Origin of the sequence: Photorhabdus sp. RM322S (assembly GCF_042879395.1) — a bacterium.
GTDB lineage: Bacteria > Pseudomonadota > Gammaproteobacteria > Enterobacterales > Enterobacteriaceae > Photorhabdus > Photorhabdus khanii.
Genome location: NZ_JBHFKW010000004.1, coordinates 73,727 through 91,033, shown reverse-complemented (window position 1 = coordinate 91,033; position 17,307 = coordinate 73,727). Strand labels below are relative to the sequence as shown.

The following is a 17,307-nucleotide window of genomic DNA, read 5'->3' as shown; positions in this document are numbered from 1 at the left end:
ACTATATTTCCTTTAATACCTAAGCAAACCCAAGCTTTATTAAGATGCTGGCAGTGCAAACTGAGTAACCCAGTACCATAAATATTCCCACTACAGCCTCATCGCGTTTGCGATTCTGGATAGTGGGGCGATGAAGGAATTTGCCTAATTGCCATAGACATAATGCATAACAAACGACCAAGATAATTAACGCCCATAACGCTATACCATCAGTGGTGATATTGATTAGCCAAATCTGTAACGCCAACATTACGGTGAGTAATGATGCGATAATAGCGACGGCTATTTTTCTGCCGAAAATAGATGAATAAGTCGGTATTTCCAGACGCTCTTCATCCGGACCTTTACATTTGCGTGTAATTTCAAAACTGAATCCAGAGAAAAAGCACAATCCCATCAAAACCCATATTGGGAAAGTGAGTGCAACGTTAGGGCTGGCGATATTGCCCAACCACCAGATAATGAGCGGCATTACCAGCATATGGGAAATGGCGTACCAAGTGAGGTGTTGGTTTAACCATTCACCGATAAAGAACTCTTTCCCCATAAGGCAGGTCCAGATAAAGACTAATAGCCAGGCAAAAGTGACTGAACCAACGCCTTGATCTAAAAATAGACTTCCACCCAATTGCAATGCGATACAACAGATACCGAGTACCCGTAGATTTTTCAGCGTAATAATACCGCGCTGTAAGATCCGCTGTGGGTGGTGTTCACAATCCAGTTGATAATCCTTATGCTCATCGAATATCCGTAATAGTAAAAAATAGGAGAAGGCCATCAGGCAACCGAGCAGGATTTCCCATGACAAAACAGGCTTTTCCCCTATTGAATAAAAAGCTACGGAATAGCTGATGATATAAAAAATAAAGAAAAGCGGTGCATTTTGTAGCGGGAAACGCTCATCCATCCATAGCTTTATCCTCTTACCAATGAATTTTGAATAGATATCTTGGCCTTCCATACGTCATTCCTATTTATTGTATAAAGATTAAACTAATATGCGTTTGTAACAATCCAATCCAAGGATAATAAATCCAAAAGTAAATCTTAATAAAGTCTATACGTGCTTTTTAGCAGGTAGCCGTAAGAAATACGTATCGACCAGCGCCATACGTTAAGCCAAAAATTTGCAATCCGCTATAATCAGGATGTGTAAATTTAAATATCAGTATGCAACTTATGTTTACATTTTCTTTCATAACTGTATGTTTGTCTGATGTTTTTGATTGAAAAGTAATGGGCCTTGATGTCATGTTTCGGTCCGATATAAATGACATCCACCCCGTTATCTACAACAACTATGCTCCACATAAATAAGCTTTTTGTGGGGCAAGTCTGTTCTATATGAAATACTGGAATAAAGTAATAATAATTAACAATTGTAATTAACTGAATGGTGAGATGTTTTGATTTAGAGCAGTTTATAGGCGGATATTACCCCAATAGTTGAAAGGTAAAATTTACAACTGGTTCTGTATTGGATTCTTGATGTAGGATCGGAGAAATACCGATATATTCTGGTTGAATAGCTATGCTACTTTATCAAGTAAGGAGTTTGAGCTGTGTTAGGAAAAATCCGCGATCTTAATCTGCGCTGGTTTACTACTGTCCGTGATAATCATTTAGTTGTCAGCCAGCATAAGCAGAAAGGGGTTAATTTCATCGGCGAAGCCAATAATCTGATTTTAATAGCTATCCGCAAAGAAGAACTGGATATTTTGTTTTTCCTGTGTCGTTGTCGTTTGTGTATTGCAGGGAATGCAGAATCAGGGTTGTATGTTAGAAATTGGGTAGATGCGATAGCACTGAAGCCTATGCCTGCTGTTCTTCGTACCGGTTTATTGCGATTGGTTGAGCTTATTAAAGTCAGTTTACCGGAGGGCGCAGAACATGCGCGATTATCATGTTGATCAGGGTAGAAATTCCAGTAGATGCAGCGGGAATAGATCAATTACTGCGGAAATCTTTTGACACCCCGGCGGAAGCGGAATTGGTACAACAATTGCGGGAAGATGGATTACTTACGTTGGGTATGGTTGCTACGGATGAAGAAGGTCAGGTCATTGGTTACGTGGCATTCAGTCCGGTAGATATTAATGGAGAGGATCACCAATGGGTTGGTTTAGCGCCGTTAGCGGTTGCTGAAGAATATCGTCGGCAGGGAATTGGTGAAAAATTGGTTTATGAAGGTCTGGATAGCCTGAATGAATTTGGTTACGGCGTAGTCGTTGTTTTAGGTGATCCGCACTATTATCGCCGGTTTGGTTTTACGCTTGCCAGTGAGCACCAGTTACATTGCCAGTGGTCAAAGTGTGAACCCTATTTTCAGGTATATGAATTAGCTGACAGTTCCTTGGCTGATTATACTGGGCTGGTTACTTATTCTCCCCATTTTGACCGTTTCTGATTGATGCCAAATATTTTGCTATACAGATGGGCTGGCAAATAACCAGCCTCTCTTTTTGTTGTTTACTCAATTGCTTTACCTGATATTCCAGTTGTGAGGCACGGGATCTGTCTCCGGCGTGACTGCTGAAAACCAGCTGTAATGGTCCTTTCCCTCTCAGTGCTTTTGCTCCTTTACCATTTGCATGTTGCGCAAAACGGCGGTTGATATCTGTCGTTATCCCTGTGTACAGCATTCCTGCTTTTGTTTTCAGTAAGTAAAGAACCCATTGATTTTTAGCCATATAATTTTTCTTAATTTTTTATTTTTGTATTTTAGTAAGACGTTTTTTCTATATTATTTTTCTGAATAACTTAGTTTAAGTCATTATAATATAACAATTTTATCAAAATTAGTTACATATCAAATTCCTATATTAACTGTTTTTATTCAAAAAATTTGAAATAAAATAGCAATAATTGCTAATTTTTATTCCGGTCGTTAGAGCATACTATGATCCACATCACAGAGAGTAACTCATTCCATTAAAAATTGATCAAGGATCATGTTATGAAAAACGTAAAATATATCGCTGTTGCTTTGGCTTTAAGTGCTATCTCTTTCGGTAGTATGGCAGCAACAGAGGTGCAAACTACTTCATCTACCAAGGTTGGCGTGGTTTCTGTAACCGGTGCTGATACCTTGGAAAGCTTGAGTGCTGAATTGTCCAAAAAAGCTGACGAAGCTGGTGCATCTTCTTTCCGTATTATATCTACCAGTGGTAAGAACCAACTGTCAGGTGTTGCTGAAATCTATAACTAATTTATAGTAGAACACACTGAACCCTGACTCTGTCGGGAGATGTCAGAACACGCCGTAGGATGATGTTTATCCCGGCGTGGTTCTGGGTTTCCAGGCCAATAAAAAATCCTCCAAAGGGTACTCCCGCCGATACAAGGCGGGAGGGGAATTTGGACGGGCTTGAAAAGCCCGAAAAACCCTCAGCCATGTTGATGCTGAATGTATTGCTTTACGACTTCCAACGGAGCACCTCCGCACGAACCCGCAAAATAAGAACGTGACCACCGCACCGGTGAGAGTTTAATTGTGGGTGGGTATTCAATCAGCATGTGGACATGAGCAGATGCGCCGTGGCTTCAGTACCAAAATCGTGGCAGACCTCGCCTGCATACTGATGAAAGGCTGCGGAGTGTCAATCACTGCGTATTTTCCGCCTGTATTTGGTGACGAAAACAAGATGTACATGCTAAAGAAAAGCGGCATGTCTTGAACGGTTGATTTTGTATTTTTGCATTGAAATTAACCCAATAGACAGTAAGATAGTGAGTCAATTGACTCCACACTGAATACTCATGCTCATCCTGAAAGCCTACAAATAATGGGGATCCCCCTCCTGAGTCACGAAGTGCGAAGGTGGGGGAGGATGTCAATGGAGGGAGTGTGAATACCACTGAAAACTTTCAGATTATCCGCCAATACTTCGCAAGACAGCACGTTTTCACGCTTTGTACAACAGCAGAAAATGATATCTGGTGTGCAAGTTGTTTCTATGTTTTTGATGCCGATAAAATAGCCTTGTGGTTTATGACTGAGCCTCATACCCGTCATGGTGAAATGATGCAGATAAATTCACAGGTGGCAGGGACTGTTGCCGGGCAGATTCGTAATATTGCACAGATAAAAGGTATTCAGTTCAGAGGGGAAGCCATTCGTCTGGAAGGAGAAGAGGATAAAGTTGCCAGAGCGCGCTATTGCCGCCGTTTTCCTGTGGCAATAGCGGCCAAAACACCTATTTGGCAACTGGATCTCAGTGAAATAAAAATGACTGATAACACGCTGGGATTTGGTAAGAAAATCTGTTGGCAGCGATAAAATTATCTAAGTCGATGAATAATCTGGTTGCGGCTGCCGCGCCATAATAAGCCGGGATCATAAAGATTCTGTATGAACTTGCCATCTACCAGCACATTAATATAGCTAACAACTTCCTGTTGGGCTTTGCTGAGTTCACTTAGCAGATAGCCAGTCCACAGCCAGATATCCTTTTCAGGGCACTCTGCCGTGATTCGTTTTACCAGTTTCAGGATCACGGATATGTTGTGCGGATGAAGAGGATCGCCGCCAGACAAAGACAGCCCTTGCCGTTTAATGCGGCTATCCTGTAAATCAGCGACAATATGGTTTGCCATTTCCTGGGTAAATAGTTGGCCGGAATTTGTTCGCCAGGTGCTTTTGTTATAGCAACCGGGGCATTGGTGCTCGCATCCTGCAACAAACAGCGTACAGCGGGTTCCGGGACCGTTAACTACATCAACAGGGTAATATTGGTGGTAATTCATTTTTTAGCTTGCCTGAATGAATCTAATTGTCCGTTTGTCAGATGTTTTACTCTGCGTTTCACCTCTTCTTGCTTACCTGAATTGAATGGGCGGGCGTCAGGGCTTCCCAGATAACCGCAGACACGGCGGGTTACTGATACTCTGGCGGGTTCATGATTGCCGCAACGGGGGCAGAGAAACCCTTTACTGGTACAGGAGAATTCACCAGTAAATCCGCAGTCATAGCATTCGTCAATGGGGGTATTGGTTCCGTAATAAGGAGTGTGTAAGTAGCTGTAATCCCAGATATCTTCCAGTGCTTTCAAATTATGTTGCAGATTGGGATATTCGCCGTAACAGATAAAACCGCCGTTTGCCAGTGGTGGATAAGATGCCTCAAAATCCAGTTTGTCGTAAGGATTGGACTTCTTTTCAACATCAAGATGGAAACTGTTGGTGTAATAGCCTTTGTCCGTCACTCCTTCGATAACACCAAATTCAGCGGCATCAAGGCGGCAGAAACGATCACACAGGTTTTCACTTGGTGTGCTGTACAGGCTAAAACCATAACCCGTCTCTTTTTTCCATTGATCAGTTGCTTTTCGCAGATGGTTAACAATTGCGAGAGCCTTTACTCGTAATTGCTGGTCATCAAATAGATGAATCTGATTGCCATACAATGCGTTAATGGTTTCATGAATGCCAATATAGCCCAGAGAGATAGAAGCTCTGCCATGTTTAAAGATTTCAGCGATATTATCATCGGCTTTCAGGCGAATACCGCAAGCACCTTCCATATAAAGGGTTGGAGCAACTCGTGCTTTGACACCTTCCAGACGGGCAATACGGGTCATCAATGCTTGTTTTGCCAGTGCCAGACGCTTATCCAGCAATCGCCAGAAATATTTTTCATCTCGTTTGGCTTCGATAGCAATCCGAGGCAGGTTTAAACTGATAACTCCCAAATTATTGCGACCTTCATGAATTTGCTCACCATTTTCTTCATAAACACCGAGGAAACTGCGGCAGCCCATTGGGGTTTTAAAGGATCCAGTGACTTTAACAACCTGATCGTAGTTAAGAATATCGGGATACATTCGCTTGCTGGCACATTTTAGAGCCAGTTGTTTGATATCGTAGTTAGGGTCACCAAGCTTATGATTCAAGCCATCACGGATAGCAAATACCAGTTTGGGGAATACGGCTGTTTTGTGGTTCCTGCCCAACCCGGCAATACGGTTACGCAGAATAGATTGCTGGATTAGACGGCATTCTTTTGAAGTCCCCAGACCAAAGCCAAAAGTGACAAAAGGTGTCTGTCCGTTGGCGGTATGCAGTGTATTAACTTCATATTCCAGTGACTGGAAAGCGTCGTAACACTCTTTTTCTGTCTGTGTTTCAGCGTAAGATTTTTTATCGGCAATATCCCACTCTTCAGCAATGGCCAAATGTTTGTCATAGCTGGCTTTAACGAATGGTGCCAATACTTCATCTATACGGTTAATCGTGGTACCGCCATAAATATGGCTGGCAACCTGGGCAATAATTTGAGCAGTTACCGCTGTTGCGGTTGCAATGGATTTGGGGGGCTCTATTTCGGCATTACCCATCTTGAACCCGTTAGTTAACATGCCTTTCAGGTCGATCAGCATACAGTTGAACATCGGGAAAAAGGGTGAATAGTCCAAATCGTGATAGTGGATTTCACCTCTTTCATGAGCCAGTACCACGTCACGCGGTAGCATGTGCTGTTTGGCATAATGCTTGGCAACAATTCCTGCCAGTAGATCGCGTTGGGTTGGAATAACTTTACTGTCTTTATTTGCGTTCTCATTGAGCAGGGAAATATTGCTCTGTTCGACCAAACCACGGATTTCCTGATTAAGGCGGCTGCGTGATTCCCGGGCAGGATCCCTGTCATGACGATATTCAATATAGAGACGGGCAAGGTGCTTGTAGTTGCCCGCCATCAATTGGTTTTCTACCGCGTGCTGAATGTTTCGTATATCAACTTGACTATGGTCAGCCATTAATTGCGTTACTGCGGATGCAACTTGAGCACAGTACTCATCATCTGTGACTCCAGCGGCAGAGGCGGCCTGTTTGACGGCATCTCTGATACGGATTTCATTAAATGGTACCTGACGACCATCTCGTTTTATCACAACAGTTTTCACAATATAACTCCTTGAGAATGTTATCCAAAGGTATAAGTCATTCTCGTTCTAATATTCAGCTTAAATAGAGGTGATGCTATATATGGTTTGTATTTTTATATTTAAGCACAATATGTAGTAAGTGAAAGTAAAATAATAACGACCTGATTTGATCTAAAACAAAGAACAGAAAACTATGTCTGGGAGATGGGAAAAAGTAAAAAACCCTTGGTCAATGGGTGAACTGACCAAGGGTTTATGGGAAATGGATAGGGATTATTTACGAACGGCAATCGCTTCGATTTCGATTTTAACGTCTTTTGGCAGACGGGCTACTTCAACACAGGAACGTGCTGGGAAAGCGGCATTGTGTTCTTTGAAGAATGCTTCATAAGTCGCGTTAACCGTGCCGAAGTCATTCAGATCTTTAACGAAAACAGTTGTTTTAACAATGTCACCGACAGTCAGACCTGCTTTCTCAACGATAGCTTTAACGTTTTCCAGTGATTGACGAGCCTGGGCAGCGATATCTTCTGCGACATCACCTGTTTCTGGATTGACTGGAATCTGACCAGAAGTGATTACCATACTGCCCAAATCAACACCCTGAACATATGGGCCAATTGCAGCAGGGGCTTTCTCGGTATTAATCTCGTATGACATAGGTTCTCCTGTTAATGTAATAACTGAATAAATATTTCAACAAAGGGACTATTATAGTGCCCGTACCTGCCTCAGCAACCGGCATAGATTGTTTTTACTTGCTGAGTATCACCACATTGCGATCAAACTCTTTCTCGCAGTATTTGCAGGTCAATACCACATCTTCAAATGTGACTTTGACCCGAAAACTGCTTTCTACCGGCTCATTGTGGCTGATGCAATTGCTATTAGGACAGACTAACACGCTATCAATACGCTCAGGCAGGTTAATTGGCAGTTTCTTCACAACCTCATAGTCTTCAATACAGTTCACTGTTGCATTTGGCGCATACATAGCAAGCTGATTAGCCTGTTGTTCTGTCAGAAATGTGTTTTCGATTTTGATGAGATCTTTTTTACCTAGCTGATTGGAAGGCAGGTTCAGGCCGATGGTAATGCGTTGATCGGTTTCAGTCAGCTTAAATAGAGAGAGTAACTTGAAACCTACATGAGCTGGGATATGGTCAATCACCGTACCGCATTTAATGGCTTCGACTTGTAGTTGATGATCTTGGGTCATAGTGTTCTGTATGAATACATCTTAGTGACAACTATTTCTGTATTCATCCTCCGGAGATATTGTTAAGAATCGACACATCTTCCATTTTAGGTGGTGCCATCTTGTTTATCCAGATAAGAAGATATTCGTATCTACTGCCAGCTATGTGTTGGAAACAACGTAACCGCCGACAATTGAAGGAAAAGAGGCCACAAATATCATATAAATTAAACTGATGGGCAACTTCTAGCGTACTTTTAACGTTAGATTGCTGATTCTGCTGTTGATAAAAGTATGAAGGTAATGCCTGATTCATGAGTTGGTGTATTCTCCTAAAAGTCCTAACATCTTGGTACATTCCCTTCTAAGGGATATTGATCTTTTTGCTTTAGAATAGGGTTTCCATTTAAAATTTTCTCCACTCTAATGATTTATTTTTCTGAGTGTGTTTTTATTATGAGATGATAAACGAGGTGATAGGAAAAATAATGAATAATACTCTGATTGATCCTAATGATACTTTATTCCTTTGGGCCTTTGTGATGATTGCCGCGACACTGGCGATTGTAATGGAACAGAGATATAAGTGGGCATCGAAAGTACCCGGTGCCATTATGGCATTGATTATTGCTATTTTTGCATCCAATTTATATATAATACCGACCGAATCGGTAGTATACGATGCTGTTTGGCAATATATAGTGCCGCTGGCAATACCTTTATTATTATTTAAGGTTGATTTACAGAGTATTATTAAAGAAAGCGGGAGGCTGCTTATATTATTCTTAATGTCTTCTGTCGCGACTATAATTGGTGCGGTTTTAGCATTTAAACTTCTCAGGAATTATATCCCTGAATTGGATAAAATCAGTGCTATGATTTCCGCGTCATATACTGGTGGTGGAGTCAATTTTGCGGCAATGGCAGCCAAGCTGGAACCCACTCAAAATATGACGGCATCAACTATCGTTGCTGATAATCTCGTGGTAGCTTGTTTTTTCATAGTATTAATAGCCTTGGCAGGCTGGTCATTTGCAAGAAAGTTTTGGCGAAGTTCTTATTCTGAGGCGATAGAAAGTGATCCCAATTCAGATAGATCGAAATCTTTGGCAGGATCCTATTGGCAACCTAAGAATATCTCACTGAAGGATATTTCATTATCTTTAGCATGGTCTATCTTTATAGTCGTTATTTCGTTTAAATTATCGGCTTGGTTAAAAGCGTTTTCAGGACAACCTGAAAATATCTATCAAGAGTTATTTTTTAGTTTGATATCAGATAAATATCTTATTTTAACAACAATAACTTTCACTATGGTTTCGATATTCAAAAAGGCTTTTAATAATCTAAATGGTAGTCAGGAATTAGGAACTTATGCGATTTATATGTTCTTCGTTGTAATAGGTATCCCTGCTTCTATAAAATTAATTATTATCAATGCGCCTTTGTTGTTTTTATTTGTATTTATTGTTGCAATGATTAATTTATTATTGACTCTTGGTGTAGGGAAATTATTTAAATTTAATCTTGAGGAAATTATATTAGCGTGTAATGCAAATATTGGTGGTCCAACAACGGCTGCGGCGTTAGCTATCAGTAAAGGTTGGGTAAATTTAGTTGGGCCTATTATGGTTATTGGCACAGTAGGATATGTGATTGGTAACTATGTTGGCGCAATTGTTTATTTTATTGTTACAGAAATTGTATGATATTCTCAAGCACTAAGTTTTTATCGATGTTAAAAATTTAGTGCTTTTAAAATTAATTGTGAATATATTGAATTCTTATGATGTATTTATAGGGTTTAGTTATCATCTCTATTAAATGGTTATATAAAAACCTTGGAAGCCGAATAAGAATATTAGTGATGATGTAAATAGTATTGAGAAATTCGTAAAATATTCTTTATAATACTCTTTGCTTAAAATAACACTTAATAATAAAGCAGAAGTAACCCATAGGTATTCTAGCCTGGCTAAGAGATGAGAGTAATTATATAAATTAGTGTATGCATCGGTATGTCCTATACAATAACCGGTCAGAAAAGCAATCGCTGATAATATTATCAATCCTAATGTATTCCTCCTGGGATTATTCCATTTGATACCTGTTTTTTCTGAATAACGTTTTAAAAATCTAAGTGCATAATAGCTAATAAAATACATTCCAATTAGCCCAAAAAAATCATTACTCATTTTAATGTCCTTAATTGATTGACGTTTGAACGTTAATGATATGCCTCCATCAGGAGGCATAAAATATGCGTTAATTGTACCTCTAAGTCTGCCAGTGTATTATCTGAGTTCACTTTTAATTTTGAAGGTGAATAAATAGACTTGCTATTCAATTATATACAGAAGTAGAACGTCATTTCAAAAGTAAATGATAACGATTCCATTTGAGGACATTCAATATTTTCTTTAATCACTCATTTAAAACTAGAGACAATAGTGCCTGACGGGCATAAATACCATTTTCTGCCTGTTGGAAATAATAGGCATGGGGGGTTTTATCTACATCAACAGAAATCTCATCAATACGTGGCAATGGATGCAAAATTTTGAGGTTCTCTTTCGCTCCCGTCAGATCGGCAGTATGCAGAACAAATTGCGCTTTTACATTGGCGTATTCGGATGGATCAAGGCGCTCTTTTTGCACGCGAGTCATATAAAGAATATCTAGTTCCGGCAACACTTCTTCTATATTGGTATGCAGGCTGTAGGTGGCGCCTTTTTCATTCAGCATATGAAGAATATGATTTGGCATTGCCAATGCTTCCGGGGCGATAAAATAAAAATGGTTGCCATTAAATTTCGCCAACGCTTGTGACAGTGAATGAACCGTGCGGCCATATTTCAGGTCACCAACCATAGCGATATTCAGACTATCCAGCCGTTGCTGAGTTTCTTGAATAGTGAACAGATCCAGTAAGGTTTGTGTTGGATGTTGGTTAGCACCATCACCAGCATTGATAATCGGAGTATGACCGGAAAATTCGGACGCCAGGCGCGGAGCACCTTCCTGCGGGTGGCGCATCACGATAGCGTCAACATATTGGCTGATAACGGAAATAGTATCTGCCAGTGTTTCGCCTTTCTTACCCAAGGAGGTGTTGCTGCTGTCTGAAAAGCCAACCACGGAAGCGCCAAGGCGGTGGATTGCGGTTTCAAAAGAGAGCCGGGTACGGGTAGAGGCTTCAAAGAAACAGCTGGCGATAACCTTGTGTTTCAGCAATTCAGGCTGTGGTCTGGCTTTCAGTGTGGCAGCGGTTCGCAACACCAATTCCAGATCTTCGCGGCTCAAATCATTTATTGAGATGATATGTTTGCGATATAACGGATTAGCCATTTTTCACTCTCCTCTAATGCTGACATCCGGGGTGGTGATCATCAATTGATTACCGGGCAAAAAAAAGCCCCTCAATGAGGGGCATTAAATGATTGGTTTAGCAACGGGAAAAACAATGATTGCTGGCCGCCTTTAGGCAGTTGCACCCGCACTTTAGCTTGATGAAAAGAAGTGCTGTTTTTCATGATTTCTCCCGGCAAATTGTGGCGCATTATACTCGCGAAAAATCTCACAGCAAGCGTTTGCCCGAAGAAAAATGATATTCGCAGGACCTCTTCTTTGCAGACATAGCCCTGCGGACATCATAACTAATTAGATTTTAAGATCACTTGCCAGTGTCGCTACCATTATCGCTTTAATGGTATGCAGACGATTTTCTGCCTGATCAAACACAATGCTATGCTCTGACTCAAAAACTTCATTGGTGACTTCCAGCCCCCCATACATATTAAATTCAGCGGCGAGTTGCTTGCCTAACGTCGTTTCTTCATCATGGAATGCGGGCAGGCAGTGCAGGAATTTTACCTGTGGATTGCCTGTCATGTTCACCACATCCATATTCACCTGATAAGGTTTCAATAGGTTAACCCGTTGTTGCCAAACTTCTTTTGGCTCTCCCATAGAAACCCAGACATCGGTATAAAGAAAATCAGCGTCTTTAACCCCCTCAGGGACATTTTCGGTTAGCGTAATTTTCCCGCCTGTTTTTTCGGCCAGTTTCTGACATTCAGCAACCAGTGTTGCATCTGGCCAGTACTGTTCAGGAGCAATTAACCGAACATCCATGCCTGTCAATGCCGCGGCTTCCAACATAGTATTACCCATATTGTTACGGGCATCCCCCAAGTAGGCGAATTTGATTTCTGACAGCGGTTTCTTTGGTTGATGCTCCTGAATAGTCAGCAAATCTGCCAGTAACTGAGTAGGGTGAAATTCATCCGTCAGCCCATTCCATACAGGAACATCTGCATATTTTGCCAGGGCTTCAACCACTTTCTGAGCATAGCCGCGATATTGAATACCGTCATACATGCGGCCAAGTATACGGGCGGTATCCTTAATTGATTCTTTATGACCAATCTGGCTGCCACTGGAGCCAAGGTAGGTGATATTTGCCCCCTGATCGTAAGCGGCTACTTCAAATGAACAGCGAGTGCGGGTGGAGTCTTTTTCAAAAATCAGCACAATATTTTTACCTGTTAGCCAGGCTTTTTCTGTGCCGGATTTTTTAGTCGATTTTAATTCAGCCGCCAGTTTTAGGAAGACATGGATTTCTGCTGAGGAAAAATCAAGCAACCTTAGGAAATTACGTTGATAGAATGGATTCATTGTTGGATATCTCCACAGTTATTTCTTGCATTTAAATTCAATTTATATCTATAAAAATTCAATTTCAACTCCGCATTAGATTTCTTTGATGTAAACAGTGGTTAGCCTGCTTGTGGTGTGGGAGAATGAACGTTGGGACGGCCAACTGATTGAGGGTATTGGGTATGGCAAATCAAAAAGACTTAGAAGAACAACGCGAAGAAACGCGCCTTATTATTGAAGAATTACTGGAAGATGGTAGTGATCCAGATGCGCTTTATGCCATTGAACACCACTTTTCTGCGGAAGATTTTAATCTGTTGGAAAAGGCGGCAGTTGAAGCCTTTAAGCTGGGTTATGAAGTGACTGATGCGGAAGAATTGGAAATCGAAGATGGTTCTATTCTGATGTGTTGTGATGTCATCAGCGAATGTGGGTTGAATGCTGAATTGATCGATGCTCAGGTTGAACAATTGGTAAATCTGGCTCAGAAGATGGGCGTCAATTATGACGGCTGGGGCACTTATTTCGAAGATCCTGATGAGCAAGATGAAGACGGCGAAGATGATTTGCCAGAGCAGGGTGAGACCAGACTTCATTAATAAAATCAGTTCGTTATAAATCTTGTGTTAGCCCTGGTCGTGGCTGATGCATGTGATTTAAAGCAAAATAGTCCTTATATGCTTTTGCGAATAAGGACTATTGTATTTTATTGGATTATCTTATCAAACCATGTTCTCTGACCTTTGAAAGAATCGTCCCTTTCCTGATTTGGTTTGCTTCGGTGATTTCCCGTTTTAATTCTTGTCCCAGCTCATTAGAAACCAGATCCTTATGTTTTTCTGCGAGTTCTCCTAACTCTTCTGCGGTATGAACAACGCCGGTCACTTTCCATGCCAGAGACAGGCCTTTTAATGCTATTTTAGCCGCTGGATGTGGTGCAATCGCTGCTGCTGTATCTAGCGTAGCGCCGACAGTCGCGCCCAGTGATGCTCCTGTAATTAACGTATCCGTTGCAACCTCCTTTAAATCATCGGAGGCTTTTTGCAATTCTTCCAGTTTCTCTGGGGTGACGGTAGCAGTGGCGGTACCTGCTTTGAATACTTTTTTTATCCCTGCAAAAGTGAGGCTAAAATTATTAATTGCATCGGTTCCTGCGGCTTTTGTCAGCTCTGTTTTGTTTAACTCACCTACATTGCCGGCTGCGGCAAATTCTCCGGCAGTCGCGACTAAACTTGCTCCCTCTTTTATTGCTTGAACACCAGGGACTTGTCCGTGTGCGAGATGTTCTGCCGCTTCTTTGCGTCCCGTTATGTTATGTGCCATCTGCTTAATCGGGTCATAGTTTGCTTTTAAAGTGCTCGCTTTTTGTGTGATTTTACTTATTTGTTGATCACCATAGGATTCAGATGTGGGAGATGATATTTGCGGCCTTTCAGCTTGTTGATTTCTATGCTTGTAAAGTTCATATGCTACACCTCCAACACCTAATGCGCCTGTTGCTACTGTTTTAAATATGCGCCCATCTTCATCTATCCCTGTCATTGGATTGTTTCTTACCATACGGTACAGATTTAAACCATCCACTGTTCCTGCTGGGTCTGCGCTTAACCATCTACCTGCCCAAGGTTGATAATAGCGGTAGCCATAATAGTACAGTCCCGTTGCATCACGTTCTTTACCTGAATAACGAATAGTTTTATAACCGGCTTCAATCTGGTTTCTTGCCGCCCATACTGCGGTCCCACCGTAGGGGTAATATTCTTCCCAACTGATAATTTCCCCGTGCATATCCAGTTCCAGTTCGCTGCTGTCTGTCAGATTATCGTAGCTGTATCTGACTTGATTGTTATCTATGCTCGCTGGCTGGCCTTTTTCCCAGTGTAGTACCCGTACTTGTGCCCGCCCCGCTTTTCCAACAGTAATAACTTGCAGGTCTTCCGTTATATTGGCGCCGTTTTGTGTGGTACGCAGTTCCAGGCCGGGCAGGTAAGTGACTCGCCGCTGCATGGCATTCGCTGTTTGCTGCTCATTTACTTTCAGTACCCGCATTCCATCACTGCCATAACGATACCACTCGCTTCCGGTGTTTCCATTCTGGCTGACTTGCTGTAGTTCTCCCCGTGATGTCCAGTTTAGAGATTGCCCTGATAACAGGCTGGTTTGATGACCACCTGCATCAAAGAATGTATCAACGAGATTGGGATCTTTGGTCAGGGTGCTTAAGACGCCACGGTTATTGCGGTTTGAGATAGTCATATCCGTGGTGTAGCTATTGTTACTTGCCGGAGCGCTATGTCGGATCTGCGTCAGGTTGCCGCTATCGTCGTAGGAATAGGTTCGGGTATAGTTGGTATAGGTGTTGTCATCAGTAGGAAGTGGGGTAACTGGGGAAGGAAGTTGGTTTCCTTGTTGACCAATGTTAGCTATTTCGCGGCCGGTTGCTTTGATTAGCTGGTACAAAGAATCATAGGCATAAGCATTTTCCGGTACCACTTTCTGATTACGCCAGAATCGGGTTGCTTCTGCGTCATTACGAATACTGATCACATTGCCAACCGGATCATATTCATAACGTAAGTCCTGTAGTGGTTTTGCGCTATCCTGAGTTCGGCGGGTTGTGATGTTGATTAATCGCAGGGTTTCTGGTTCATAGGTATATTCCGTAATAACGCCGTTACCGTGTTCTTCACGTAATTTTTGTCCGGCTGCTGACCAGGTAAGAGACCGCACAATAACTTTTTCAGACTGGCCTTTTAGTGTTAACCAACTCCCTTTCAATTGACCTGCCACGTCATAAGACAGCCGTTGTACATTTCCCTTCGCATCGATCTGGGTTAGCAGAGCACCAATGGCATCGGTTTTATTTTGAGTCGTGAATATGTTGTCATTCAGTTTTGTACGCCAATTATTTTCATCGTCACTGCGCCAGTCAGCTTCCTGATCGTCGGCTATCAGTTGACGGGATTGCGACAAAATGGTTCCTGTCAGGGAAAGGCTTTCCAGTTGTACCAGCCCCGCAGTGTCATAATGGCGTACACATTGTCCGGCGAGATTTTGGTTTTTCTCCGCATCTGAATGACTTGCCCAGATAAGGCGTTCTGTGATTTTCTCGTTTTCTTGCACCAACTCGGTGACGGTGAGTAAGCGGCCGGGTAGAGTGTTATCTTCATAGTGATTGGTTTGACGAACACCTATTGCATTGATGCTCAGTACTGGGCGTCCTTCGATATCGTTCAATGTAATGGTTCGGCCAGCATCAATACTTTCTTCACGCAGTGTATTGCCAGCCAGATTAAAGACACGAGTAAAGTTCGAACCATTTTGGTTTTTATACCTCCGTGGATCAGTACTTTTTACTTGAAATCCCTGAGTATTGAACTCATAGCGAGTGATTAATTCGCTACTGTTTTCTTCATCAGCTTGAGTACGCAGATATTCCAGAGTACGTACATTCAGCCCTCGGTTATCCAGTACATTGACAGATGGGGTATTTCGGTTAATTGCAGAATTGTAACCAATCATATTTTAGCTCCTTGTGATGTTTCAATTCGTTTAGGCAACTTGGTAGTAACAACCTGAGACTTTACTATGGAATGAATAAATCTTTAACAGAATAGTGTGATAATTTTTGAAATTTACAGTATGGGAATTAATATTTCAATAGATAGAAATAGAATGGTATAAGAGCAGAGAAATTATTTTCATTGAAATTTTTTATGGACGATAAATATTATATTATTTTTTGGATTAATAATATAAATAAAGATTTTTATTTATATTATGTTTTTATATAAAAACCAATAATATTGAATTGGATTGATTTTAAATTTTTTTGAAAATGTCTTTTATCGTTTAATTTGTTTTTGATATTAAAGATTTGTTTGCGGATATTGAAATGAAATATATAAGAAAGTTTGGTGGTTTTTCTATTAACTCTTTGATGTAAAATAAATTAAGAATAATTATTGCCATTGTCTATAATATATGTGTTGGTAAAGTATTTGAATAATTCCAATTTATTAACAGAAGAAAATAATTCAGTTTTATAATTTTTTTCTAACGCATTGATATTATTGATTATGATTTTACTCTGTATTAGTAAGTTAATAGTAATGTCATATATATTAACATTAATTACCTTAGGAAAATAACATTAACTTAAAAAAGGTGTTTCAAATGGCTAGCGTAACTCATATTAGGAAAGTTATTAATGATACTCCCAGAAAAATCTATATTGTGGAAGGTCAAAATAATGGCAGGACTCATATTATTAATGCTAACTCTGGATTGATAACTAACATTAAGGTGCCATGGATTGGGAATCAAGAGGAGAGTAATAAGGCTATCCGTATAACGATAGTGGGTGAACCAAGCACCGCGATTATTTGGGTTTTTCAAGATTATTGGAATCCACCTCATAAGGATCAAATGAAATATTATAAAGGAGAGGATTTTAGCTATGCCAATGCAAAGAATATAGAAGGGCCAAGTTCAGGAGGAGGGAATAAAACTTTGCGTTTCTATATAGATAATAATCAGATATTGAAATTCAAAATAATTTAA

Annotated in this window: 17 protein-coding genes and 1 pseudogene; 7 read left to right on the top strand and 11 right to left on the bottom strand. The window is 40.9% G+C overall.

What is annotated here, in order from left to right; translation table 11 throughout:
- Window positions 1-19: 19 nt before the first annotated feature.
- Window positions 20-964: a prenyltransferase gene (locus tag ACGF63_RS03800; RefSeq protein ID WP_036844048.1), complete on the bottom strand. Its 945-nt coding sequence runs from the start codon at window positions 962-964 to the stop codon at window positions 20-22.
- Window positions 965-1,565: 601 nt separating this feature from the next.
- On the opposite strand from ACGF63_RS03800, the gene ACGF63_RS03795 reads away from it, so the two are divergent.
- Window positions 1,566-1,913 carry a hypothetical protein gene (locus ACGF63_RS03795; protein ID WP_051477215.1) on the top strand — a complete coding sequence of 116 codons (348 nt, stop codon included), beginning with the start codon at window positions 1,566-1,568 and terminating at the stop codon, window positions 1,911-1,913.
- Window positions 1,907-2,410 (top strand): GNAT family N-acetyltransferase, encoded by a 504-nt coding sequence (locus ACGF63_RS03790; RefSeq protein ID WP_036844047.1) that lies wholly within the window; start codon window positions 1,907-1,909, stop codon window positions 2,408-2,410. Before ACGF63_RS03795 ends, ACGF63_RS03790 begins: the two co-directional genes overlap by 7 nt.
- On the opposite strand, the gene ACGF63_RS03785 is transcribed toward ACGF63_RS03790, so the two are convergent.
- Window positions 2,379-2,693 carry a GIY-YIG nuclease family protein gene (locus tag ACGF63_RS03785; RefSeq protein WP_132352955.1) on the bottom strand — a complete coding sequence of 105 codons (315 nt, stop codon included), beginning with the start codon at window positions 2,691-2,693 and terminating at the stop codon, window positions 2,379-2,381. The two genes, ACGF63_RS03790 and ACGF63_RS03785, sit on opposite strands and share 32 nt — an antisense overlap.
- Before the next feature lie 266 nt (window positions 2,694-2,959).
- Here ACGF63_RS03785 and ACGF63_RS03780 point away from each other — a divergent pair, with 266 nt between their 5' ends.
- Window positions 2,960-3,211 carry a DUF1471 domain-containing protein gene (locus ACGF63_RS03780; protein ID WP_036844044.1) on the top strand — a complete coding sequence of 84 codons (252 nt, stop codon included), beginning with the start codon at window positions 2,960-2,962 and terminating at the stop codon, window positions 3,209-3,211.
- A gap of 179 nt (window positions 3,212-3,390) precedes the next feature.
- Here the strand turns inward: ACGF63_RS03780 and ACGF63_RS03775 are convergent.
- Window positions 3,391-3,704: pseudogene (locus ACGF63_RS03775) on the bottom strand (transposase).
- Window positions 3,705-3,850: 146 nt separating this feature from the next.
- Between ACGF63_RS03775 and ACGF63_RS03770 the strand changes: the two are divergent.
- A complete protein-coding gene (locus ACGF63_RS03770; RefSeq protein WP_036844338.1) occupies window positions 3,851-4,282 on the top strand; it encodes a YhbP family protein in 432 nt (143 codons plus the stop codon).
- 2 nt (window positions 4,283-4,284) lie between these two features.
- Here the strand turns inward: ACGF63_RS03770 and nrdG are convergent, their stop codons facing one another.
- The 4 genes from nrdG to pyrI all read right to left on the bottom strand — a co-directional run bounded on the left by nrdG (window position 4,285) and on the right by pyrI (window position 8,106).
- The gene (gene nrdG, locus ACGF63_RS03765; protein ID WP_387628897.1) at window positions 4,285-4,749 is read right to left on the bottom strand and encodes an anaerobic ribonucleoside-triphosphate reductase-activating protein; all 465 of its coding nucleotides are present in this window, start codon (window positions 4,747-4,749) and stop codon (window positions 4,285-4,287) included.
- Window positions 4,746-6,905 (bottom strand): anaerobic ribonucleoside-triphosphate reductase, encoded by a 2,160-nt coding sequence (gene nrdD / locus ACGF63_RS03760; RefSeq protein WP_387628894.1) that lies wholly within the window; start codon window positions 6,903-6,905, stop codon window positions 4,746-4,748. The genes nrdG and nrdD overlap by 4 nt, the downstream gene beginning before the upstream one ends.
- 255 nt (window positions 6,906-7,160) lie before the next feature.
- A complete protein-coding gene (gene ridA, locus ACGF63_RS03755; RefSeq protein ID WP_132352963.1) occupies window positions 7,161-7,547 on the bottom strand; it encodes a 2-iminobutanoate/2-iminopropanoate deaminase in 387 nt (128 codons plus the stop codon).
- Window positions 7,548-7,641: 94 nt separating this feature from the next.
- Complete coding sequence (pyrI, locus tag ACGF63_RS03750) at window positions 7,642-8,106, bottom strand: aspartate carbamoyltransferase regulatory subunit (RefSeq protein ID WP_036844037.1); 465 nt, start codon at window positions 8,104-8,106, stop codon at window positions 7,642-7,644.
- Between the two features lie 467 nt (window positions 8,107-8,573).
- Here pyrI and ACGF63_RS03745 point away from each other — a divergent pair, with 467 nt between their 5' ends.
- Window positions 8,574-9,794 (top strand): DUF819 domain-containing protein, encoded by a 1,221-nt coding sequence (locus ACGF63_RS03745; RefSeq protein WP_152963388.1) that lies wholly within the window; start codon window positions 8,574-8,576, stop codon window positions 9,792-9,794.
- Between the two features lie 111 nt (window positions 9,795-9,905).
- On the opposite strand, the gene ACGF63_RS03740 is transcribed toward ACGF63_RS03745, so the two are convergent.
- The 3 genes from ACGF63_RS03740 to argF all read right to left on the bottom strand — a co-directional run bounded on the left by ACGF63_RS03740 (window position 9,906) and on the right by argF (window position 12,762).
- Window positions 9,906-10,280: a hypothetical protein gene (locus ACGF63_RS03740; RefSeq protein WP_387628891.1), complete on the bottom strand. Its 375-nt coding sequence runs from the start codon at window positions 10,278-10,280 to the stop codon at window positions 9,906-9,908.
- 229 nt (window positions 10,281-10,509) lie between these two features.
- Window positions 10,510-11,433 carry an aspartate carbamoyltransferase gene (gene pyrB / locus ACGF63_RS03735; protein ID WP_036844030.1) on the bottom strand — a complete coding sequence of 308 codons (924 nt, stop codon included), beginning with the start codon at window positions 11,431-11,433 and terminating at the stop codon, window positions 10,510-10,512.
- A 312-nt stretch (window positions 11,434-11,745) separates the two neighbouring features.
- Window positions 11,746-12,762 carry an ornithine carbamoyltransferase gene (gene argF, locus ACGF63_RS03730; protein WP_152963386.1) on the bottom strand — a complete coding sequence of 339 codons (1,017 nt, stop codon included), beginning with the start codon at window positions 12,760-12,762 and terminating at the stop codon, window positions 11,746-11,748.
- Window positions 12,763-12,926: 164 nt separating this feature from the next.
- On the opposite strand from argF, the gene rraB reads away from it, so the two are divergent.
- A complete protein-coding gene (gene rraB, locus ACGF63_RS03725; RefSeq protein ID WP_023045479.1) occupies window positions 12,927-13,343 on the top strand; it encodes a ribonuclease E inhibitor RraB in 417 nt (138 codons plus the stop codon).
- A 115-nt stretch (window positions 13,344-13,458) separates the two neighbouring features.
- On the opposite strand, the gene ACGF63_RS03720 is transcribed toward rraB, so the two are convergent.
- Complete coding sequence (locus tag ACGF63_RS03720) at window positions 13,459-16,266, bottom strand: RHS repeat domain-containing protein (protein ID WP_387628887.1); 2,808 nt, start codon at window positions 16,264-16,266, stop codon at window positions 13,459-13,461.
- A 654-nt stretch (window positions 16,267-16,920) separates the two neighbouring features.
- Here ACGF63_RS03720 and ACGF63_RS03715 point away from each other — a divergent pair.
- Window positions 16,921-17,307, top strand: a complete 387-nt coding sequence (locus tag ACGF63_RS03715) for a hypothetical protein (RefSeq protein ID WP_152963384.1) — start codon at window positions 16,921-16,923, stop codon at window positions 17,305-17,307.

What these genes read in the sequence shown, in the direction of transcription:
- ACGF63_RS03780 (WP_036844044.1), top strand. Translation starts at nt 2,960, where the DNA reads ATGAAAAACGTAAAATATATCGCTGTTGCTTTGGCTTTAAGTGCTATC.
- ACGF63_RS03800 (WP_036844048.1), bottom strand. Translation starts at nt 964, where the DNA reads ATGGAAGGCCAAGATATCTATTCAAAATTCATTGGTAAGAGGATAAAG.
- ACGF63_RS03785 (WP_132352955.1), bottom strand. Translation starts at nt 2,693, where the DNA reads ATGGCTAAAAATCAATGGGTTCTTTACTTACTGAAAACAAAAGCAGGA.
- nrdG (WP_387628897.1), bottom strand. Translation starts at nt 4,749, where the DNA reads ATGAATTACCACCAATATTACCCTGTTGATGTAGTTAACGGTCCCGGA.
- argF (WP_152963386.1), bottom strand. Translation starts at nt 12,762, where the DNA reads ATGAATCCATTCTATCAACGTAATTTCCTAAGGTTGCTTGATTTTTCC.
- pyrI (WP_036844037.1), bottom strand. Translation starts at nt 8,106, where the DNA reads ATGACCCAAGATCATCAACTACAAGTCGAAGCCATTAAATGCGGTACG.
- pyrB (WP_036844030.1), bottom strand. Translation starts at nt 11,433, where the DNA reads ATGGCTAATCCGTTATATCGCAAACATATCATCTCAATAAATGATTTG.
- ACGF63_RS03745 (WP_152963388.1), top strand. Translation starts at nt 8,574, where the DNA reads ATGAATAATACTCTGATTGATCCTAATGATACTTTATTCCTTTGGGCC.
- ACGF63_RS03715 (WP_152963384.1), top strand. Translation starts at nt 16,921, where the DNA reads ATGGCTAGCGTAACTCATATTAGGAAAGTTATTAATGATACTCCCAGA.
- ACGF63_RS03720 (WP_387628887.1), bottom strand. Translation starts at nt 16,266, where the DNA reads ATGATTGGTTACAATTCTGCAATTAACCGAAATACCCCATCTGTCAAT.
- ACGF63_RS03740 (WP_387628891.1), bottom strand. Translation starts at nt 10,280, where the DNA reads ATGAGTAATGATTTTTTTGGGCTAATTGGAATGTATTTTATTAGCTAT.
- rraB (WP_023045479.1), top strand. Translation starts at nt 12,927, where the DNA reads ATGGCAAATCAAAAAGACTTAGAAGAACAACGCGAAGAAACGCGCCTT.
- ridA (WP_132352963.1), bottom strand. Translation starts at nt 7,547, where the DNA reads ATGTCATACGAGATTAATACCGAGAAAGCCCCTGCTGCAATTGGCCCA.
- ACGF63_RS03790 (WP_036844047.1), top strand. Translation starts at nt 1,907, where the DNA reads ATGTTGATCAGGGTAGAAATTCCAGTAGATGCAGCGGGAATAGATCAA.